Origin of the sequence: Nocardia sp. NPDC050408, assembly GCF_044458905.1 — a bacterium.
Taxonomy (GTDB): Bacteria; Actinomycetota; Actinomycetes; order Mycobacteriales; family Mycobacteriaceae; genus Nocardia.
This window is the reverse complement of the sequence record NZ_JBITIL010000007.1, coordinates 291,602-306,847: the sequence shown is the minus strand read 5'-3', so window position 1 is coordinate 306,847 and position 15,246 is coordinate 291,602. Positions and strand designations below refer to the sequence as shown.

Sequence of the window (15,246 nt, the reverse complement as noted above, 5' to 3'; positions counted from 1 at the left end):
TACGGTTCCGGACCGCTCGGTCGGGCGCGTTCGAGCAGGTCGAGGGCGGTCGATAGACTGCGGTGCATGCGTCTAGGTCGAATCGCCAGTCCCGATGGAGTCGCTTTCGTCAGCATCGAAGGGGAGGGGAGCCAGAGCGTCGCCAAGGAGATCGCGGAACATCCGTTCGGTACTCCGACATTCACCGGGCGGAGTTGGCCGCTGGCCGACGTGCGCCTGCTCGCGCCGATTCTGGCCAGCAAGGTGGTCTGCATCGGTAAGAACTACGCCGCGCACGCGGCCGAAATGGGTGGGGTCGCACCGGCGGATCCGGTGATCTTCATGAAGCCGAGCACCTCGATCATCGGCCCGAATGCGTCGATCGTATTGCCGCCCAGCTCATCCCAGGTGGACTACGAGGGCGAGCTGGCAATCGTCATCGGCCGTCCGTGCAAGGATGTGCCCGCCGCCCGCGCGCTCGATGTGGTGCTCGGCTACACCGTCGCCAACGATGTGACCGCGCGCGATCAGCAGAAGCACGACGGTCAGTGGACCCGGGGCAAGGGCTACGACACCTTCTGCCCGCTCGGCCCGTGGATCGAAACCTCGCTCGACCCTTCGGATCTGGAGATCGTCACCGAAGTCGACGGCGAGGTCCGCCAGCGCAGCCGCACTTCGCTTCTGCTGCATGATATTCCGAAGTTCATCGAGTGGGTGACCACGGTGATGACACTGCTGCCCGGCGATGTGCTGCTCACCGGCACCCCGGAGGGCGTCGGCCCACTGCAGGCCGGACAGAACGTCTCCGTCACCGTCGAGGGCATCGGAACCCTCACCAATCCTGTTGCCGCCAAGCGCTAGTCGAAAGAGAGCCATGACTGAAGTACGGGTCCGCTTCTGCCCGTCACCGACCGGAACGCCGCATGTCGGCCTGGTCCGGACGGCGCTGTTCAATTGGGCGTACGCCCGCCACACCGGCGGCAAGTTCGTCTTTCGCATCGAAGATACCGATGCCGCACGCGATTCCGAAGAATCCTACGGTGCGATCCTGGACGCGCTGCGCTGGCTCGGCCTCACCTGGGACGAGGGGCCGGAGGTCGGCGGGCCCTATGCGCCCTATCGGCAATCGCAGCGACGCGAGCTGCATATGGAGGTCGTGCGGAATTTGCTGGCCGCCGGTGAAGCCTACGAATCCTTTTCGACGGCCGAGGAAGTCGAAGAGCGCCATCGCGCCGCGGGCCGGGATCCGAAACTCGGCTACGACAACTATGACCGCGATCTCACCCCCGGGGAGATCGCGGCCCATCGTGCCGCCGGACGCCCGGCGGTAATCCGACTCCGAATGCCCGATGAAGACATCACCTGGCACGATCTCGTGCGCGGCGAAACCACCTTCAAAGCGGGTACCGTGCCCGATTTCGCACTCACTCGCGGTAATGGCGATCCGCTCTATACGCTGGTTAACCCGGTCGACGACGCATTGATGAAGATCACCCATGTGTTGCGCGGTGAGGACATTCTCTCGTCCACTCCCCGTCAAATCGCGCTCTATGCGGCTATGCGCCGGATCGGCGTCGCCGAGTTCACTCCCGAGTTCGGTCATCTGCCGTTCGTGATGGGGCAGGGCAACAAGAAGTTGTCCAAGCGCGATCCGGAGTCGAATCTGTTCGTCCATCGGGATAGGGGATTCATCCCGGAGGGTTTGCTGAATTACCTGGCGCTACTCGGCTGGGGCATCGCGGATGATCGCGATGTTTTCTCGATGGCAGAGATGGTGGCAGCCTTCGATATCTCGAAGGTGAATTCGAATCCGGCCCGTTTCGATCAGAAGAAGGCCGACGCACTCAACGCCGAACACATCCGATTGCTGGAGCCGGGTGATTTCACGCACCGCTTGCGTGAGTTCCTCACCGAACACGGCCACATCGGCGCCGACATCGACGACAAGTTGTTCGCCGCGGCCGCCGAACTGGTGCAGACCCGGATCGTGGTGTTGTCCGACGCATGGGATCTGCTGCGTTTCTTGTTGGCGCCCGCGGAACAGTTCGCGATTGATCCGGCGGCGGGGTCGAAGAATCTCGGTTCCGAAGCGACGCCGGTATTGGATGCCGCCATTGCCGCGCTCGAGCCGCTGCCGGCCTGGACCACCCCCGCTATCGAGGATGCGCTCAAAACGGCGCTCATCGATGATCTGGGGCTCAAACCGCGCAAGGCGTTCGCACCAGTGCGAGTGGCAGTGACGGGTTCGCATATCAGCCCGCCGCTGTACGAATCGCTGGAGCTTCTCGGCCGCGAGACGAGCCTGGCTCGACTGCGCTCGGCGCGGGACTGGACGGCACCGGCCTGAAAATCTGTCTCTGACCAAAAAACAGGGCGTTGAGCAGGCGATTTGTAGTAAACCGTATGCGGTTTGGTACTCTACTTCTCGGCTCGGAACAGGGCCTCGGGTCAGCCGGACACGAGGTCGAACGTCCTGGTCATTGGGGTATGGTGTAATTGGCAACACAGCTGATTCTGGTTCAGCCATTCTAGGTTCGAGTCCTGGTACCCCAGCGGAAATGTTGTTCTCCTCTCGGCGCGCGACCGAAAGTTGTTCAGCATCCGGCGATTTGGTCGCCGAGCTCCGGTCGGCTAAGCTAACCGAGCTTCCACTGATCGAAAGATCAACCGGAAAGATCTCCCACTGAAATGTGGGAGATCCAGTCCTGGCCCCGTCGTCTAGCGGCCTAGGACGCCGCCCTCTCAAGGCGGTAGCGCGGGTTCGAATCCCGTCGGGGCTACGCAGAATGGGAGGCCCATGCTCATGGAGAGCATGGGCCTTTTTCTGCTTCGCATTGTCTTGTGGGGGTGAAACCCCCACACCCCCACCCGGAGGGCTTTGCCCCCGGACCCCCGAGTTCGGCCGGAGGCTTCGCCCCGGAACAGCAGGTCATGGGTGTCATTTGGGTGGGTGTGGGTCTGTTTCCTCGCTGCTGCTGGGGGCGTTTGTCGCGGTGGTGGGGAGTGGGATCATCAGGTTGTTGTGAGTGGGAGCCGATGTCCCTAGCCAGAGGGCTGCGCTCCTAGGGCACTTACTCGGGACGTTGGTGCGCCCGGGATAACGTCAGCTCAGGGTGCCGTTATCCGGGAGGCGGTTGGTTGCCGCTGGGGGCTTTGTGCCTCATGGGCCGCTGGCTCGGGATGGCGCTGCTTGGTCGGGGCTGGGCCGGCATTGTGCCGTTGAGCAGGTGACCCGAGTTCCTTGTGATCCGCCGGAGTTGGGGTCTCGACAGGGCCGCGATACGCAAGAGGCCCTCCAGCGGTCCGCTGGAGGGCCTCTTGCGTATCGGTTGGGCTTCCTATCCGCTCTTGCGGCGGAATTCCCGCTTATGGCTCGCGTTGCCTTGGGCGGAGGTGGCCTTGGAGCGGCCGTCGAGGTGGTCGTTCGACTTGGCGTGGTGCTGGTTTTTGCGCTCCAGAGCTTCCTTGAACTTGCGTTTTACCTCTTCGGTGCTTGGTGCCGCCTTGCCGTTGGAACTTTCTGCTTCCGCCATGTCTGCTCCTCGTCGTCGCGGCCGGGTGGCGCGCGCCACGGGGCGTCGCCGCGCTGCCGATTCGGGTCGAACAGGGTTGACGCTACTGTGCCGCACCCGGCGTGTCAGGCGGATTTTGTCCGCGTGGCGCGATCAGTCGAGGGGTTGGGCGGTGGTGCCGCCTACCGGGAGTTGGGGGAGGCCGAGTTTGCGGTGGTCCCAGCTGCGCAGGCGATCTGGGATAACGCGGACCGCTATGCGCTTGTTGAGCATCTGCTCGACGAGCGGGCGGACCTCTTCGCTGTAGGGGCCGGTGTAGCGCTCCCAAACGCTCACGCCGACGGCGAAGAGCTTGTCCGCATCATCGATGATCTCGGCGTGGCCTTCGATCGAGACGCCGCGCAGCTGGTCGTAGGTCTGGCCCGCCTCGACCATGCAGGTTACGCGGGGGTCGCGGCGTAGGTTCACCGCTTTTTGCGATTTGGCTTTGGTCTCGAACCAGATCTCGCCGTCGATCAGGGCGTACCACATCGCGGTCAGATGCGGTGCACCGTTCGGGCCGATGGTGGCCAGCGTCGCGATGCGGCTGCGCTCCAGGAATTCGGAAATCTCGGCGTCGGACATGACGATCTGTGCCCGTTGGTTTACTCCCATGCGCACCAACTTTAGAGGGTCGAAACTAGAACGCGTTACAGTCGCTTGTGAAGTGCGTCAGCGGCGGCGACCAGGTCGGCCGCCCAGCGCGCGCCCGGCCTGCGGCCAATGCGATCGATCGGTCCGGATACCGAGACGGCCGCGATGACGTGGCCCGCAGCGTCGCGCACTGGTGCGGAGACGCTGGCCACACCGCTGGCCCGCTCGGCGGCGCTCTGGGCCCAGCCGCGCTTGCGGACCTCGGCCAGTGCCCGCTCGCCGAATACCGCGTCGGCCAGGATGATGCGCTGCAGTTCCGGATCTGCCCAGGCGACCAGCACCTTGGCCGCCGAGCCCGCGGTGAGCGGCAGTCGCGCCCCGATCGGCACGGTGTCGCGCAGGCCGACTGGCGGTTCGAGGGCCGCGATGCAGACCCGCGCATTGCCGTCCCGGCAGTAGATCTGAACGCTCTCGCCGGTGATCTCGCGCAGGCGGGGGAGAATGGCCGTAGCCGCCTCGTGCAGTGGATCGGTGGCCCCGGCAGCGAGTTCGGCCAGGGCGGGTCCGGGCCGCCACAGGCCGTTGTTGTCGCGGGACAGCAGCCGGTGCACCTCGAGCCCGACGGCTAGGCGATGGGCGGTGGCCCGGGGCAGGCCGGTGCGGGTGCACAGTTCGTTGAGACCGCATGGGTGCTCGGCGACGGCATATAACACTGACACCGCTTTATCGAGGACGCCGATACCGCTATGCTGTCTCATAGAACGATATTAGCGTCTCGGATACTGAGAAAGCCATTTTAGTGGACTGCTCGCTCCGGACGCGTCGGAAACAGTCGAAAACTTGTGCAGCCGTGAGCGCGTCTCAGCCCGGATCGCGTACCCCGGTTGCTCGTCGGAAAGGTGATCGAGAATGGCCGAGCGTCGCACACTGGCCGAGAAGGTGTGGGAGCAGCATGTCGTCGCCCGCGGACAGGGCGAGGGCGCCTCGCGGGAGCCCGATCTGATCTACATCGATCTGCACCTCGTACACGAGGTGACCAGCCCGCAGGCCTTCGACGGACTTCGCGCCGCGGGGCGTCCCGTGCGCCGTCCCGATCTCACCATCGCGACCGAGGACCACAACGTCCCGACGATCGATATCGATAAGCCGATCGCGGACCCTATTTCGCGCACCCAGGTCGAGACGCTGCGCCGCAATTGCGCGGAATTCGGTGTGCGACTGCACCCGATGGGGGATCTGGATCAGGGCATCGTGCACGTCGTCGGGCCGCAATTGGGTTTGACCCAGCCCGGAATGACGGTGGTGTGCGGCGATAGCCACACCTCCACGCACGGCGCGTTCGGCGCGCTGGCCATGGGCATCGGTACCAGCGAGGTCGAGCACGTCCTTGCCACGCAGACACTCTCGCTGCGCCCGTTCAAGACCATGGCGATCACCGTGGACGGCCAATTGCCGCCCGGTGTGACGAGCAAGGACCTGATTCTGGCGGTCATCGCCCAGATCGGTACCGGCGGTGGTCAGGGCTATGTGCTCGAGTATCGCGGCGAGGCCATTCGCGCCATGTCCATGGAGGCGCGAATGACGATCTGCAACATGTCGATCGAGGCGGGCGCGCGGGCCGGCATGATCGCTGCTGACGAAACCACCTACGAATTCCTCAAAGGCCGCCCGCACGCGCCGCAGGGAGCCGACTGGGATGCCGCAGTGGCCGCCTGGGATGCGCTCGCGACCGATGAGGGGGCGGTTTTCGACGCTGAGGTGCACATCGACGCCGCCTCGCTGACCCCGTTCGTAACCTGGGGTACCAACCCGGGGCAGGGTGCGCCACTGGGTGCGCAGGTACCCGATCCCGCGCAGATTACCGACGAGACGGCGCGCGAGTCCGCGGAGAAAGCGTTGCGATACATGGATTTGGAGCCGGGTACTCCGCTTCGTGATGTATCGGTCGACGCCGTATTCGTCGGTTCGTGCACCAACGGACGCATCGAGGATTTGCGTGCGGTCGCCGGGATTTTGAAGGGACGCCGCGTCGCCGACGGGGTGCGAATGTTGGTTGTACCGGGATCTATGCGGGTGCGCGCTCAGGCGGAAAAAGAAGGATTGGGCGAGATTTTCACCGCGGCGGGCGCCGAATGGCGTCAGGCGGGCTGCTCGATGTGCTTGGGAATGAATCCCGATCAGCTCGCGCCGGGTCAGCGTTGTGCTTCGACTTCGAACCGTAACTTCGAGGGTCGGCAGGGCAAAGGTGGCCGTACACACCTGGTTTCCCCGCTCGTAGCGGCCGCTACGGCAGTCCGCGGCACCCTGTCCTCGCCTACGGATCTGGACTGATCGGCGCGCGGACGCCGTTGTGTCCGCGCCGATTCGTTCTGCTGGCGGCCAGCGACTGCTTGCAGGTCACTCGAAACAGCGCCGCTAGTGACTGCTTGCAAGTCACTCGAAACAGCCAGCCCAAATCGTCTAATGACCCAGGAGAATCAGCAAATGGAAGCCTTCACTGTGCACAAGGGGATCGGAGTGCCGCTGCGCCGATCCAATGTCGACACCGATCAGATCATTCCGGCCGTGTACCTGAAGCGGGTGACGCGAACGGGATTCGAGGACGGACTGTTCGCAGCATGGCGATCGGATCCGGACTTCATTCTGAACACCGAACCGTATAACCGTGGCAGTGTGCTGGTGGCCGGCACGGACTTCGGTACCGGATCCTCCCGCGAGCACGCTGTATGGGCGCTGTCGGACTACGGCTTTCGAGTCGTCATCTCCGCGCGCTTCGCTGACATCTTCCGCGGCAATGCGGGTAAGGGTGGACTGTTGGCCGCGCAGATGTCACAGAACGATGTCGAAATGCTCTGGAAGTTGCTCGAGGAACAGCCCGGTCTCGAATTGGTAGTAGACCTCGAGGCGCGCACGGTGACGGCCGGAACCGTCGTGTTGCCGTTCGATATTGATGACTACACGCGGTGGCGTCTGCTCGAAGGATTGGACGACATCGGGCTGACACTACGGCGTAGTGACGTCATCGGCGAGTTCGAAAAGGCAAGGCCAAGTTGGAAACCCACAACCCTTCCGGCGCATATTTCGCAGGTGTAATCGCCCGGTAGCGATAGCTGAGTTAGCCTTGGGGTGGTAGCTGGACGTGTGCTAAACCACATGAATTTTGGCGTGGCACATAGACTCTTGCTCAAAGTGGGTTTACCGTGGTACCTAGTCGGTCCGACGACGGGCCATTAGTCTGCGGAGGATTCAATGAACAAGGCGGAACTGATCGACGTTCTGACCGAAAAGTTGGGTACGGACAGGCGCACGGCCACCGCGGCAGTCGAGCACGTGGTCGACACCATCGTGCGCGCGGTGCACAAGGGTCAGAGCGTCACAATCACCGGATTCGGTGTGTTCGAACAGCGTAAGCGTGCGGCTCGCGTCGCGCGGAACCCGCGTACCGGTGAAACCGTGAAGGTGAAGCCCACTTCGGTGCCAGCGTTCCGTCCGGGCGCGCAGTTCAAAGCCGTAATTGCGGGTAAGCAGAAGCTGACCGCGAGCGGCCCTGCGGTAAAGCGCGGCGCGAATGCACCGGTGGCAGCCAAGAAGGCGGCCGCAAAGAAGACGGCGGCGAAGAAGGCCGCCGCCAAGAAGACGACCGCCACCAAGGCGCCCGCGAAGAAGACGGCGGCCAAGAAGGCCCCGGCAAAGACGACGGCGCGCAAGGCAACTGCCACCAAGACTGCCGCGAAGAAGGCACCCGCCAAGAAGACCGTCGCCAAGAAGGCGACAGCGGCCAAGAAGTCGACTACGGCGGCCAAGAAGACCACCACCACCGCCGCCAAGAAGACGGTCGCGAAGAAGGCACCCGCGAAGAAGTCTGCGGCCAAGAAGGCTCCGGCTCGCCGCGCGCGCTGACGCTGACGCTGAAGGCGCAGTGCCGCCGAGTGATTCGGCTCCGCTAGGCGGAATCACCGGCATAACCGACTCGAAACGGCCCCGAGGTTCGCCCCGGGGCCGTTTCGGCTGTCCACGTCTGGATTTGGTCCGCAGAAGCGACCGTATGACGGTTGTGGTCCCTGCGGGCGTCAGGACTTGACGATGGCGTCCGAGAGTGACCGGTCGAGGTGGTCGGCGGCGACCAGTCGACCCGAGCCGAACGACAGCACCCACACACTGCCCTTGCGGTTGCGCGCGGACGGCAGCGTGATGCCATCCCGATCGGCCCACCAGCGCAGCAGATCGGGAATCACCTTGCCCTGACTGCACAGAACGCGCACCGCACGATCGGACACAAGAGCAACGGCGCGCTGTCGAGCCTTGTCCGGCGCTGCGGCATAAGCGGTTTCGGAAAAATCCGGTTCGATGTTGATGAGTGCGCCGAGTTTCTCGGCCAGCGGTTGCACCGTCTGGACGCAGCGCTCCGGATCGGCCGAATAGATCTCAGATGCACCGAATGCCAGTAGATTCGGGACCAACGCGTCGGCTTGGGCCCGACCGGCCCGCTCCAGCGGGCGCTGCTCGTCCGGACCGTCGAATCGGTCCCTGCTGCCCGCTTTGGCATGCCGCACTACAAGCAGCGTGCTGGTGGCGGCGGGCAGGCGGGTGAAGGCGCGCATCACCTGTCGGTCCATCGGATACGACAATTGGTCCATCACCCGGTCCAAGGTGTGCCAGGACAGCACATCGACCTCGGAATTGGCACTGAATTCACCGCCGCAAACCTCGGCGGCCCAATAGTCGACCCGCTTGAGTTTCCGATGCCCCGGAATCGGATAGGTGACGTGCCCGAGGTAGCGACCGAGCCGGCAGTCGAGGCCGGTTTCCTCACGGACCTCACGCACAGCGGCGAGCACCGGCGTCTCGCCCGGATCGAGTTTGCCTTTCGGCAGCGACCAATCCTGGTACTTGGGACGGTGCACCACGGCGATCTCGATGCCACCGGAGTCAGTGGCCGCTCTGCGCCACAGCACCGCACCCGCGGCGTGAATGTTGGCTGTTACCCGGGGATCCCAGAACGGTCCCCCGTCCATTTCGTATCCCGTCATACTCACTGCTGATCCGGTCTCCGCACTCGCATCATGAATTGCTGGTGGTCTCGCACCTCGACGCCGTCGCGTTCGGCGCCGTCGGGCGAGGCATGCCAGCTGCCGTCGGCTTGGAGTACCCAGCAGCGGGTCGTCGGATACAGCGCCGAGTCGAATACCGAGCCCAACTGCTCGCACAGCTTCGGATCCTTCACCTGCGCCATGACTTCCACGCGCCGGTCCAGATTCCGGTGCATCATGTCGGCGCTGCCGATCCAGTATTGGTCTTGGGCCTGGAAGTGCATGATCCGCGAATGTTCCAGGAAGCGTCCGAGAATCGAGCGCACCTCGATGTTCTCGCTCATTCCCTCGACACCGGGTCGCAGACCGCAGATGCCGCGCACCACGATCTGCACCGGTACACCGGCCTGAGAAGCTCGGTAGAGCGCGTCGATGACTTGCTCGTCGACAATTGCATTGGCCTTCATCCGGATTCGGGCCGGGATGCCCTGCTGCGCCAGCTCGATCTCGCGCTGGATCCGTTCGATGATTCCGGCGCGCACACCCTGCGGTGCGACAAGCAGGTTGCGGTAGTTGGCCTTTCGCGAGTAACCGGTCAGCGAATTGAACAGATCGGTCAGGTCGGCACCGATTTCGGGTGCGGCGGTGAGTAACCCGACGTCCTCGTAGAGACGCGCGGTCTTCGGGTTGTAGTTGCCGGTGCCGATGTGGCAGTAGCGGCGGATGGTCGAACCCTCGCGGCGCACCACCAAGCAGGTCTTGCAGTGCGTCTTGAGTCCGATGAGGCCGTAGACCACATGCACGCCCGCCTGCTCCAGCGCGCGGGCCCATTTGATATTGGCCTGTTCGTCGAAGCGGGCCTTGATCTCGACCAGCGCGACGACCTGTTTACCGGCCTCGGCCGCGTCGATGAGCGCGTTCACAATCGGGGAGTCACCGGAAGTGCGGTACAGGGTCTGCTTGATCGCCAGCACCTGCGGGTCGGCGGCGGCCTGTTCGATGAAGCGCTGCACGCTGGTGGAAAAGGAGTCGTAGGGGTGGTGCACCAGCACATCGCCCTCGCGCAGTGCCTGGAAGACATTGCGCGGTGTTTCGCGCTCGCCGAACGCGGGCGGCGTCGCGGGCACATACGGTGCGTCCTTGAGATTGGGCCGGTCCACGCCGCACACCTGCCACAGGCAGGACAGGTCGAGCAGCCCGGGCACCTGGATCACATCGCCGGGATCGACCTCGAGCTCGCGCAACAGCAGATCGAGCATGTGCTCGGTCATATCGTCGGAGACCTCTAGTCGAACCGGCGAACCGAAGCGTCGACGGGCGAGTTCGCGCTCGAGCGCCTGCAGCAGATCCTCGTCGCGATCCTCGTCGACCTCGAAATCGGCATTGCGGGTGATTCGGAACGAGTGGTGTTCGACCACCTTCATACCCGGGAACAGCAGATCGAGGTGCGCGGCAATCAGTTCTTCCATCGGCAGGAAGGCCGCGACCGGGGAGCCGGAGTCGGTGCGCCGCACCCGAATGAAGCGGTCGACGTTGTCGGGCACCTTGACGCGGGCGAAATGCTCGCCGCCGGTGGAGGCATCCTTCACCGTCACCGCGAGGTTGAGACTCAGGCCGCTGATGTAGGGGAACGGGTGCGCCGGATCCACCGCGAGCGGGGTGAGTACCGGAAAGACCTGATCCTGAAAGTAGGCCGAGAGGCGTTGGCGCTCATCGTCATCCAGATCGGACCAGACGATGACCGCGATGCCCTCCGCGGTCAGCGCGGGCAGTACCGAGTCGAGGAAGACGCGAGCATGCCGGTCGGCGATCTCCTGGGCGCGCGCCGTGATCAGCTCCAATTGTTCGGTGGGCGAGCGGCCGTCGGCCGAACGCACCGAAAGCCCGGTCTCCGCACGGCGTTTGAGGCCGGCGACGCGGACCATATAGAACTCGTCCAGATTGGAGGCGAAGATCGCCAGGAACTTCGCGCGCTCCAACAATGGCAGCGACGCGTCCTCGGCAAGCGCGAGCACTCGGGTGTTGAAGTCGAGCCAACTGAGTTCGCGGTTCAGGTAGCGATCACGTGGCAACCGTTGCGCGCCGGCATCCTCGGCCGGCGGTGTCGCGGCGGGCAGTGCGGCCGGCAGCACTTGTTGTTTGACGGTTTCGATATCGCTCATGCCCGCGCCTCGCTGGCACGCGGCACCGACATGCGCGACGCACGCTGGTTCCGGAATCGCTTGCTTCGCTCACTCACGACAACGATCATCCCCTACGAAGCGGGCCATGTGCAGCCCGACAGCATCTTTGCCGTGCGTATCACCCCGGATGTGGCGACCGGCTAGCACACCCGGCGTACCCGCTCGTGAATGCGAATCGGCCAACCGATGTCGTGCAGGACAGCACTTGTCGAATCGCCCGCGCCGAGTTCGACGGCACGGTCCAGATCGTCGGCGGTATCGACGTCGAGCCGCAATCCGGGCCAGTCACCGGGAAGGTCGACCGCGCCCGCGGCGATATGCCGACGCGCCGAGTCGGGACCGAAACGCGGATCCAGCGGGGCGACGGTATCGCGGAGCAAAAGCGCGGCCGTGCCGCTGCCCGTGTGGTCGACAACGACCGACCGGACGCCCACCGGCGCGGCGGTGAGCATGGCCGAGAGTTCGTCGGGGCGCAACGCGGGCAGATCCGCTTGCAGGGCCAGCAGTTCGATCGGACCGTGCCGGTGCCGCAATGCGGTGGCAGCGTCGGTGAGTGCGGTATTCAGGCCGTCTGGATCTGTCGCATCGATCACCTCGCGGCGAGGTTCGGGATGGACCACCGCGCCGAGCGTGCGCGCCAGCTCGGTGACGACCGGATCCGGGGTCACCACGGTGACCGACGCGATCCGCGGAACCGCGACGGCGGCGGCGACGGTGTCGGCGAGCATCGCGAGCACCAACCGGGCCCGATTTTCCGGGCGCAGCCGATCGGCCAGGCGGCTCTTGGCCTTATCGAGGCTCTTCACCGCGATCACGGCGTGCAACGCATGCATGGTGTTGATCCTTCCATGAGTGGTTCCGTGGCATATTGGGCAGATGACGAGGGCGGCAGTGCTGGGCGCGGGATCATGGGGGACGGCGTTCGCGAAGGTGTTGGCGGACGCGGGAACCGACGTCACGATCTGGGCCAGGCGGCCCGAGGTGGCCAAGGCCCTGGCCACCGAACATCGCAATCCGTTCTATCTGCCCGATGTGCAACTACCCAGCGTGGCGGCTACTCACGATCACGCCGAGGCGCTCGACGGCGCCGATATCGTCGTGCTCGCGGTCCCGTCCCAATCCCTGCGCGCGAACCTCGAAACGTGGCGGGACTCGATCGGACCGGATGCCGCGCTGCTGAGCCTGGCCAAGGGCATCGAGACCGGAACGCTGCTGCGGATGAGCCAGGTCATCGGTGCGGTCACCGGTGCCGATGAGAGCCGCATCGCGGTGCTGTCCGGCCCGAATCTGGCCAAGGAGATCGCGGCCGAGCAACCCGCGGCCACCGTGATCGCGTGCAGTGACGCCGCGCGGGCGGTCGCGCTGCAGCAGGCCTGCGCCAACGGCTACTTCCGGCCCTACACCAATACCGATGTGATCGGCTGCGAGATCGGCGGCGCCTGCAAGAACGTTATCGCGCTGGCCTGCGGAATCGCCTCGGGGATGGGGTTGGGCGACAACTCGATTGCCAGCCTGATCACCCGCGGGCTGGCCGAGATCATCCGGCTCGGGGTCGCGCTCGGCGCGGAGCCGGTCACGTTGGCGGGACTGGCCGGGGTCGGCGATCTGGTCGCCACCTGTACTTCGCCGCTGTCGCGCAACCGGTCGTTCGGGCATGTGCTCGGGGCGGGCGGGTCCATGGAGGCGGCTCAGGAGGCCACCCATGGTCAGGTCGCCGAGGGTGTGAAGTCGTGCACATCGGTTCGGGCGCTCGCCGCGGCGCACGATGTCGAGATGCCGCTCACTACGTCGGTGCACCAGGTATGCCATGAGGGCCTTTCGGTGCGCGAGGCGGTCGACAATCTGCTGGGTCGGCGGATCAAACCGGAATAGGGGCGAATGCGGGCGCTAGGTTGGTTCGGCATCCATAACGGGTACGGTTCGGTGCATGACGAACCGGATCAGGGTTGCTGTGGTGTTCGGCGGGCGCAGTAACGAGCACGCCGTCTCGTGTGTGTCGGCCGGCAGCGTGCTGCGCAACCTCGATCCGGAGAAGTACGAGGCAGTGCCCATCGGTATCACCCGCGACGGCGCCTGGGTGCTCGGTGGCTCCGAGATCGCGGTGCTCGGGTTCAAGGACAATGCGCTGCCCGCCGTCGACAGCAGCGGCACGGCGTTGACACTCGCTGCCGATCCGAGCCGGTCCGGCTCGTTGGTCGCGCTCGACGACCCGCGACCGGCGCTCGGGTCGGTGGACGTGGTGTTCCCGATCCTGCACGGTCCGTTCGGTGAGGACGGCACGCTGCAGGGCATGCTCGAATTGGCCGGGGTGCCGTATGTCGGGCCGGGCGTGCTGGCCAGTGCGGCGGGCATGGATAAGGAATTCACCAAGAAGCTGCTAGCCGCGGAGGGGCTGCCGATCGGGCGGCAGGTGGTCTTGCGGCGCGGGACCGACACCATCCACGCGGACGATCGGGCGATGCTGGGCCTGCCGGTGTTCGTCAAACCGGCGCGCGGTGGTTCCTCGATCGGCATCACCAAGGTCACCGACTGGAGCGAGTTGGACGCGGCGATCGCGACGGCGCGCGAACACGATCCGAAGGTGATCGTGGAGGCGGGCATCGTCGGACGCGAAGTCGAATGCGGCGTGCTGGAATTCCCGGACGGACGGGTGGCAGCCAGTGTGGTCGCCGAGATCCGGATGCCCGAGGCCGATGCCGCGGCACCGGAGTTCTACGACTTCGACACCAAATACCTCGACGACGTCTGCGAATTCGATGTTCCGGCGAAGCTGGACGACGAAGTTTCCGACAGCGTCAGGGAACTCGCGGTGCGGGCGTTCAAAGCGCTTGACTGCCAAGGGTTGGCGCGGGTGGACTTCTTCGTCACGCCGGAGGGGCCGGTGATCAATGAGATCAATACGATGCCCGGGTTCACCTCGATTTCCATGTATCCGCGGATGTGGGAGGCGACCGGAATCGACTACCGGGCACTGGTTTCCACGCTGATCGAGACCGCGCTCGCACGGGGTACCGGGTTGCGGTGAGCGACACTCTCTCTTTTGGAGCCGGCTCAGGGAATGGGCGCGGTCGCGTGTCCGCTCGCAATCGGCGGATGTGTCCTCGACTCGCACACTCGGTGTCGTAAGTACACACCCCGTATACGGATGTGGAGCGGCCATGCGGGGTGTGCACGTCAGTTCGGCAGCGGCCCGGGATCGATCGGCTGGGCCGATAGTTTGGCGGTGATCGTGTCCGAAACTCCTTGCAGCGGAGTGGGACCGGAGCCGTCGGGGACGGTCAGCGCTATATAGGTTTCGCGGTCGACGGCGAACCAGGTGCTTGCCTTGGCGGCCGCATCGCGGACCTCGAACCACTGGACCCCATTGACGATCTGCAACGGCGATGCGCGGTTGAACTCCAGCGGACGTTCCAGACCGCAGCGCAGCACGATGGGGTCGCCGCCGTCCTTGCGCTGCCAGGCGCGGGTCGCGGGGGGAGCCGGTTCCACCAGCGTGGATTTCGAGTAGTCGCCGAGATCGACGGGCAGTGCGGGCAGCAGGCCGGTGCACGCGGGCCCGTCCGCGGCGGGTGCCGGTACCGGACCGAGGACCAGGGGTTCGCGTTCGGTCGGCGCGCGGTGGGCCAGCACTGCGGCGACCAGAACGGCGACTACCAGCACCACCGGGAGTGCGACTGCGGTCGCGATCAGGGCGGGCGGGTAGCCGCTGGATTCGTCCGCGGATTCGGAGCTCACGGCCTCGGCGTCTTTCGACAGCTCGGCCTTCGACGACTCCGTCTCCGACGAATCTCGGTTCGACGACTCCGCCGCCATGCTCACCGATCCTTCCTGCTCGCGCTGGTGGGGTCCGGTCACCTGCGGGATGGGTGCCGCGCACCGGCCTGGTAGTACTCGATTGCCCTGGAAAGG

At 65.0% G+C, this 15,246-nt stretch carries 14 protein-coding genes and 2 tRNA genes; 9 read left to right on the top strand and 7 right to left on the bottom strand.

What is annotated here, in order from left to right; all coding sequences use genetic code 11:
- Positions 1–66: 66 nt before the first annotated feature.
- From ACIBJI_RS23410 to ACIBJI_RS23395, 4 genes are all read left to right on the top strand, one after another.
- Positions 67–840: a fumarylacetoacetate hydrolase family protein gene (locus tag ACIBJI_RS23410; protein WP_396956184.1), complete on the top strand. Its 774-nt coding sequence runs from the start codon at positions 67–69 to the stop codon at positions 838–840.
- Positions 841–853: 13 nt separating this feature from the next.
- Positions 854–2,326 carry a glutamate--tRNA ligase gene (gltX, locus tag ACIBJI_RS23405; RefSeq protein ID WP_397085640.1) on the top strand — a complete coding sequence of 491 codons (1,473 nt, stop codon included), beginning with the start codon at positions 854–856 and terminating at the stop codon, positions 2,324–2,326.
- Positions 2,327–2,460: 134 nt separating this feature from the next.
- Positions 2,461–2,532, top strand: a tRNA-Gln gene (locus tag ACIBJI_RS23400).
- Between the two features lie 154 nt (positions 2,533–2,686).
- Positions 2,687–2,759: transfer RNA gene (locus ACIBJI_RS23395), tRNA-Glu, on the top strand.
- Between the two features lie 558 nt (positions 2,760–3,317).
- Here the strand turns inward: ACIBJI_RS23395 and ACIBJI_RS23390 are convergent.
- From ACIBJI_RS23390 to ACIBJI_RS23380, 3 genes are all read right to left on the bottom strand, one after another.
- Positions 3,318–3,512, bottom strand: coding sequence for a DUF5302 domain-containing protein (locus ACIBJI_RS23390; RefSeq protein ID WP_364341854.1), 195 nt, complete (start codon positions 3,510–3,512; stop codon positions 3,318–3,320).
- A gap of 132 nt (positions 3,513–3,644) precedes the next feature.
- On the bottom strand, positions 3,645–4,145 hold the full coding sequence (locus ACIBJI_RS23385) for a PPOX class F420-dependent oxidoreductase (protein ID WP_364341852.1): 501 nt from the start codon (positions 4,143–4,145) through the stop codon (positions 3,645–3,647).
- Positions 4,146–4,180: 35 nt separating this feature from the next.
- Positions 4,181–4,882, bottom strand: coding sequence for an IclR family transcriptional regulator (locus ACIBJI_RS23380; RefSeq protein WP_397085638.1), 702 nt, complete (start codon positions 4,880–4,882; stop codon positions 4,181–4,183).
- A 151-nt stretch (positions 4,883–5,033) separates the two neighbouring features.
- On the opposite strand from ACIBJI_RS23380, the gene leuC reads away from it, so the two are divergent.
- The 3 genes from leuC to ACIBJI_RS23365 all read left to right on the top strand — a co-directional run bounded on the left by leuC (position 5,034) and on the right by ACIBJI_RS23365 (position 8,024).
- On the top strand, positions 5,034–6,455 hold the full coding sequence (gene leuC, locus ACIBJI_RS23375; protein WP_364341848.1) for a 3-isopropylmalate dehydratase large subunit: 1,422 nt from the start codon (positions 5,034–5,036) through the stop codon (positions 6,453–6,455).
- Between the two features lie 153 nt (positions 6,456–6,608).
- Positions 6,609–7,217, top strand: coding sequence for a 3-isopropylmalate dehydratase small subunit (leuD, locus tag ACIBJI_RS23370; RefSeq protein WP_397085635.1), 609 nt, complete (start codon positions 6,609–6,611; stop codon positions 7,215–7,217).
- 156 nt (positions 7,218–7,373) lie between these two features.
- Positions 7,374–8,024 carry an HU family DNA-binding protein gene (locus ACIBJI_RS23365; protein ID WP_364341844.1) on the top strand — a complete coding sequence of 217 codons (651 nt, stop codon included), beginning with the start codon at positions 7,374–7,376 and terminating at the stop codon, positions 8,022–8,024.
- A 170-nt stretch (positions 8,025–8,194) separates the two neighbouring features.
- On the opposite strand, the gene ACIBJI_RS23360 is transcribed toward ACIBJI_RS23365, so the two are convergent.
- From ACIBJI_RS23360 to cofC, 3 genes are all read right to left on the bottom strand, one after another.
- On the bottom strand, positions 8,195–9,154 hold the full coding sequence (locus ACIBJI_RS23360) for a bifunctional NUDIX hydrolase/histidine phosphatase family protein (RefSeq protein ID WP_364341842.1): 960 nt from the start codon (positions 9,152–9,154) through the stop codon (positions 8,195–8,197).
- A 2-nt stretch (positions 9,155–9,156) separates the two neighbouring features.
- On the bottom strand, positions 9,157–11,316 hold the full coding sequence (locus ACIBJI_RS23355) for an RNA degradosome polyphosphate kinase (RefSeq protein ID WP_364341840.1): 2,160 nt from the start codon (positions 11,314–11,316) through the stop codon (positions 9,157–9,159).
- A 161-nt stretch (positions 11,317–11,477) separates the two neighbouring features.
- Positions 11,478–12,170 (bottom strand): 2-phospho-L-lactate guanylyltransferase, encoded by a 693-nt coding sequence (cofC, locus tag ACIBJI_RS23350; protein ID WP_364341838.1) that lies wholly within the window; start codon positions 12,168–12,170, stop codon positions 11,478–11,480.
- A gap of 43 nt (positions 12,171–12,213) precedes the next feature.
- Here cofC and ACIBJI_RS23345 point away from each other — a divergent pair, with 43 nt between their 5' ends.
- Both ACIBJI_RS23345 and ACIBJI_RS23340 read left to right on the top strand, forming a co-directional pair.
- Positions 12,214–13,209: an NAD(P)H-dependent glycerol-3-phosphate dehydrogenase gene (locus tag ACIBJI_RS23345; RefSeq protein WP_364341836.1), complete on the top strand. Its 996-nt coding sequence runs from the start codon at positions 12,214–12,216 to the stop codon at positions 13,207–13,209.
- Between the two features lie 55 nt (positions 13,210–13,264).
- Positions 13,265–14,362, top strand: coding sequence for a D-alanine--D-alanine ligase family protein (locus tag ACIBJI_RS23340; protein ID WP_364341834.1), 1,098 nt, complete (start codon positions 13,265–13,267; stop codon positions 14,360–14,362).
- A 149-nt stretch (positions 14,363–14,511) separates the two neighbouring features.
- On the opposite strand, the gene ACIBJI_RS23335 is transcribed toward ACIBJI_RS23340, so the two are convergent.
- Entirely contained in the window at positions 14,512–15,150 is a 639-nt protein-coding gene (locus tag ACIBJI_RS23335) for a DUF3515 domain-containing protein (protein WP_364341832.1), read from the bottom strand.
- Between the last annotated feature and the right edge of the window lie 96 nt (positions 15,151–15,246).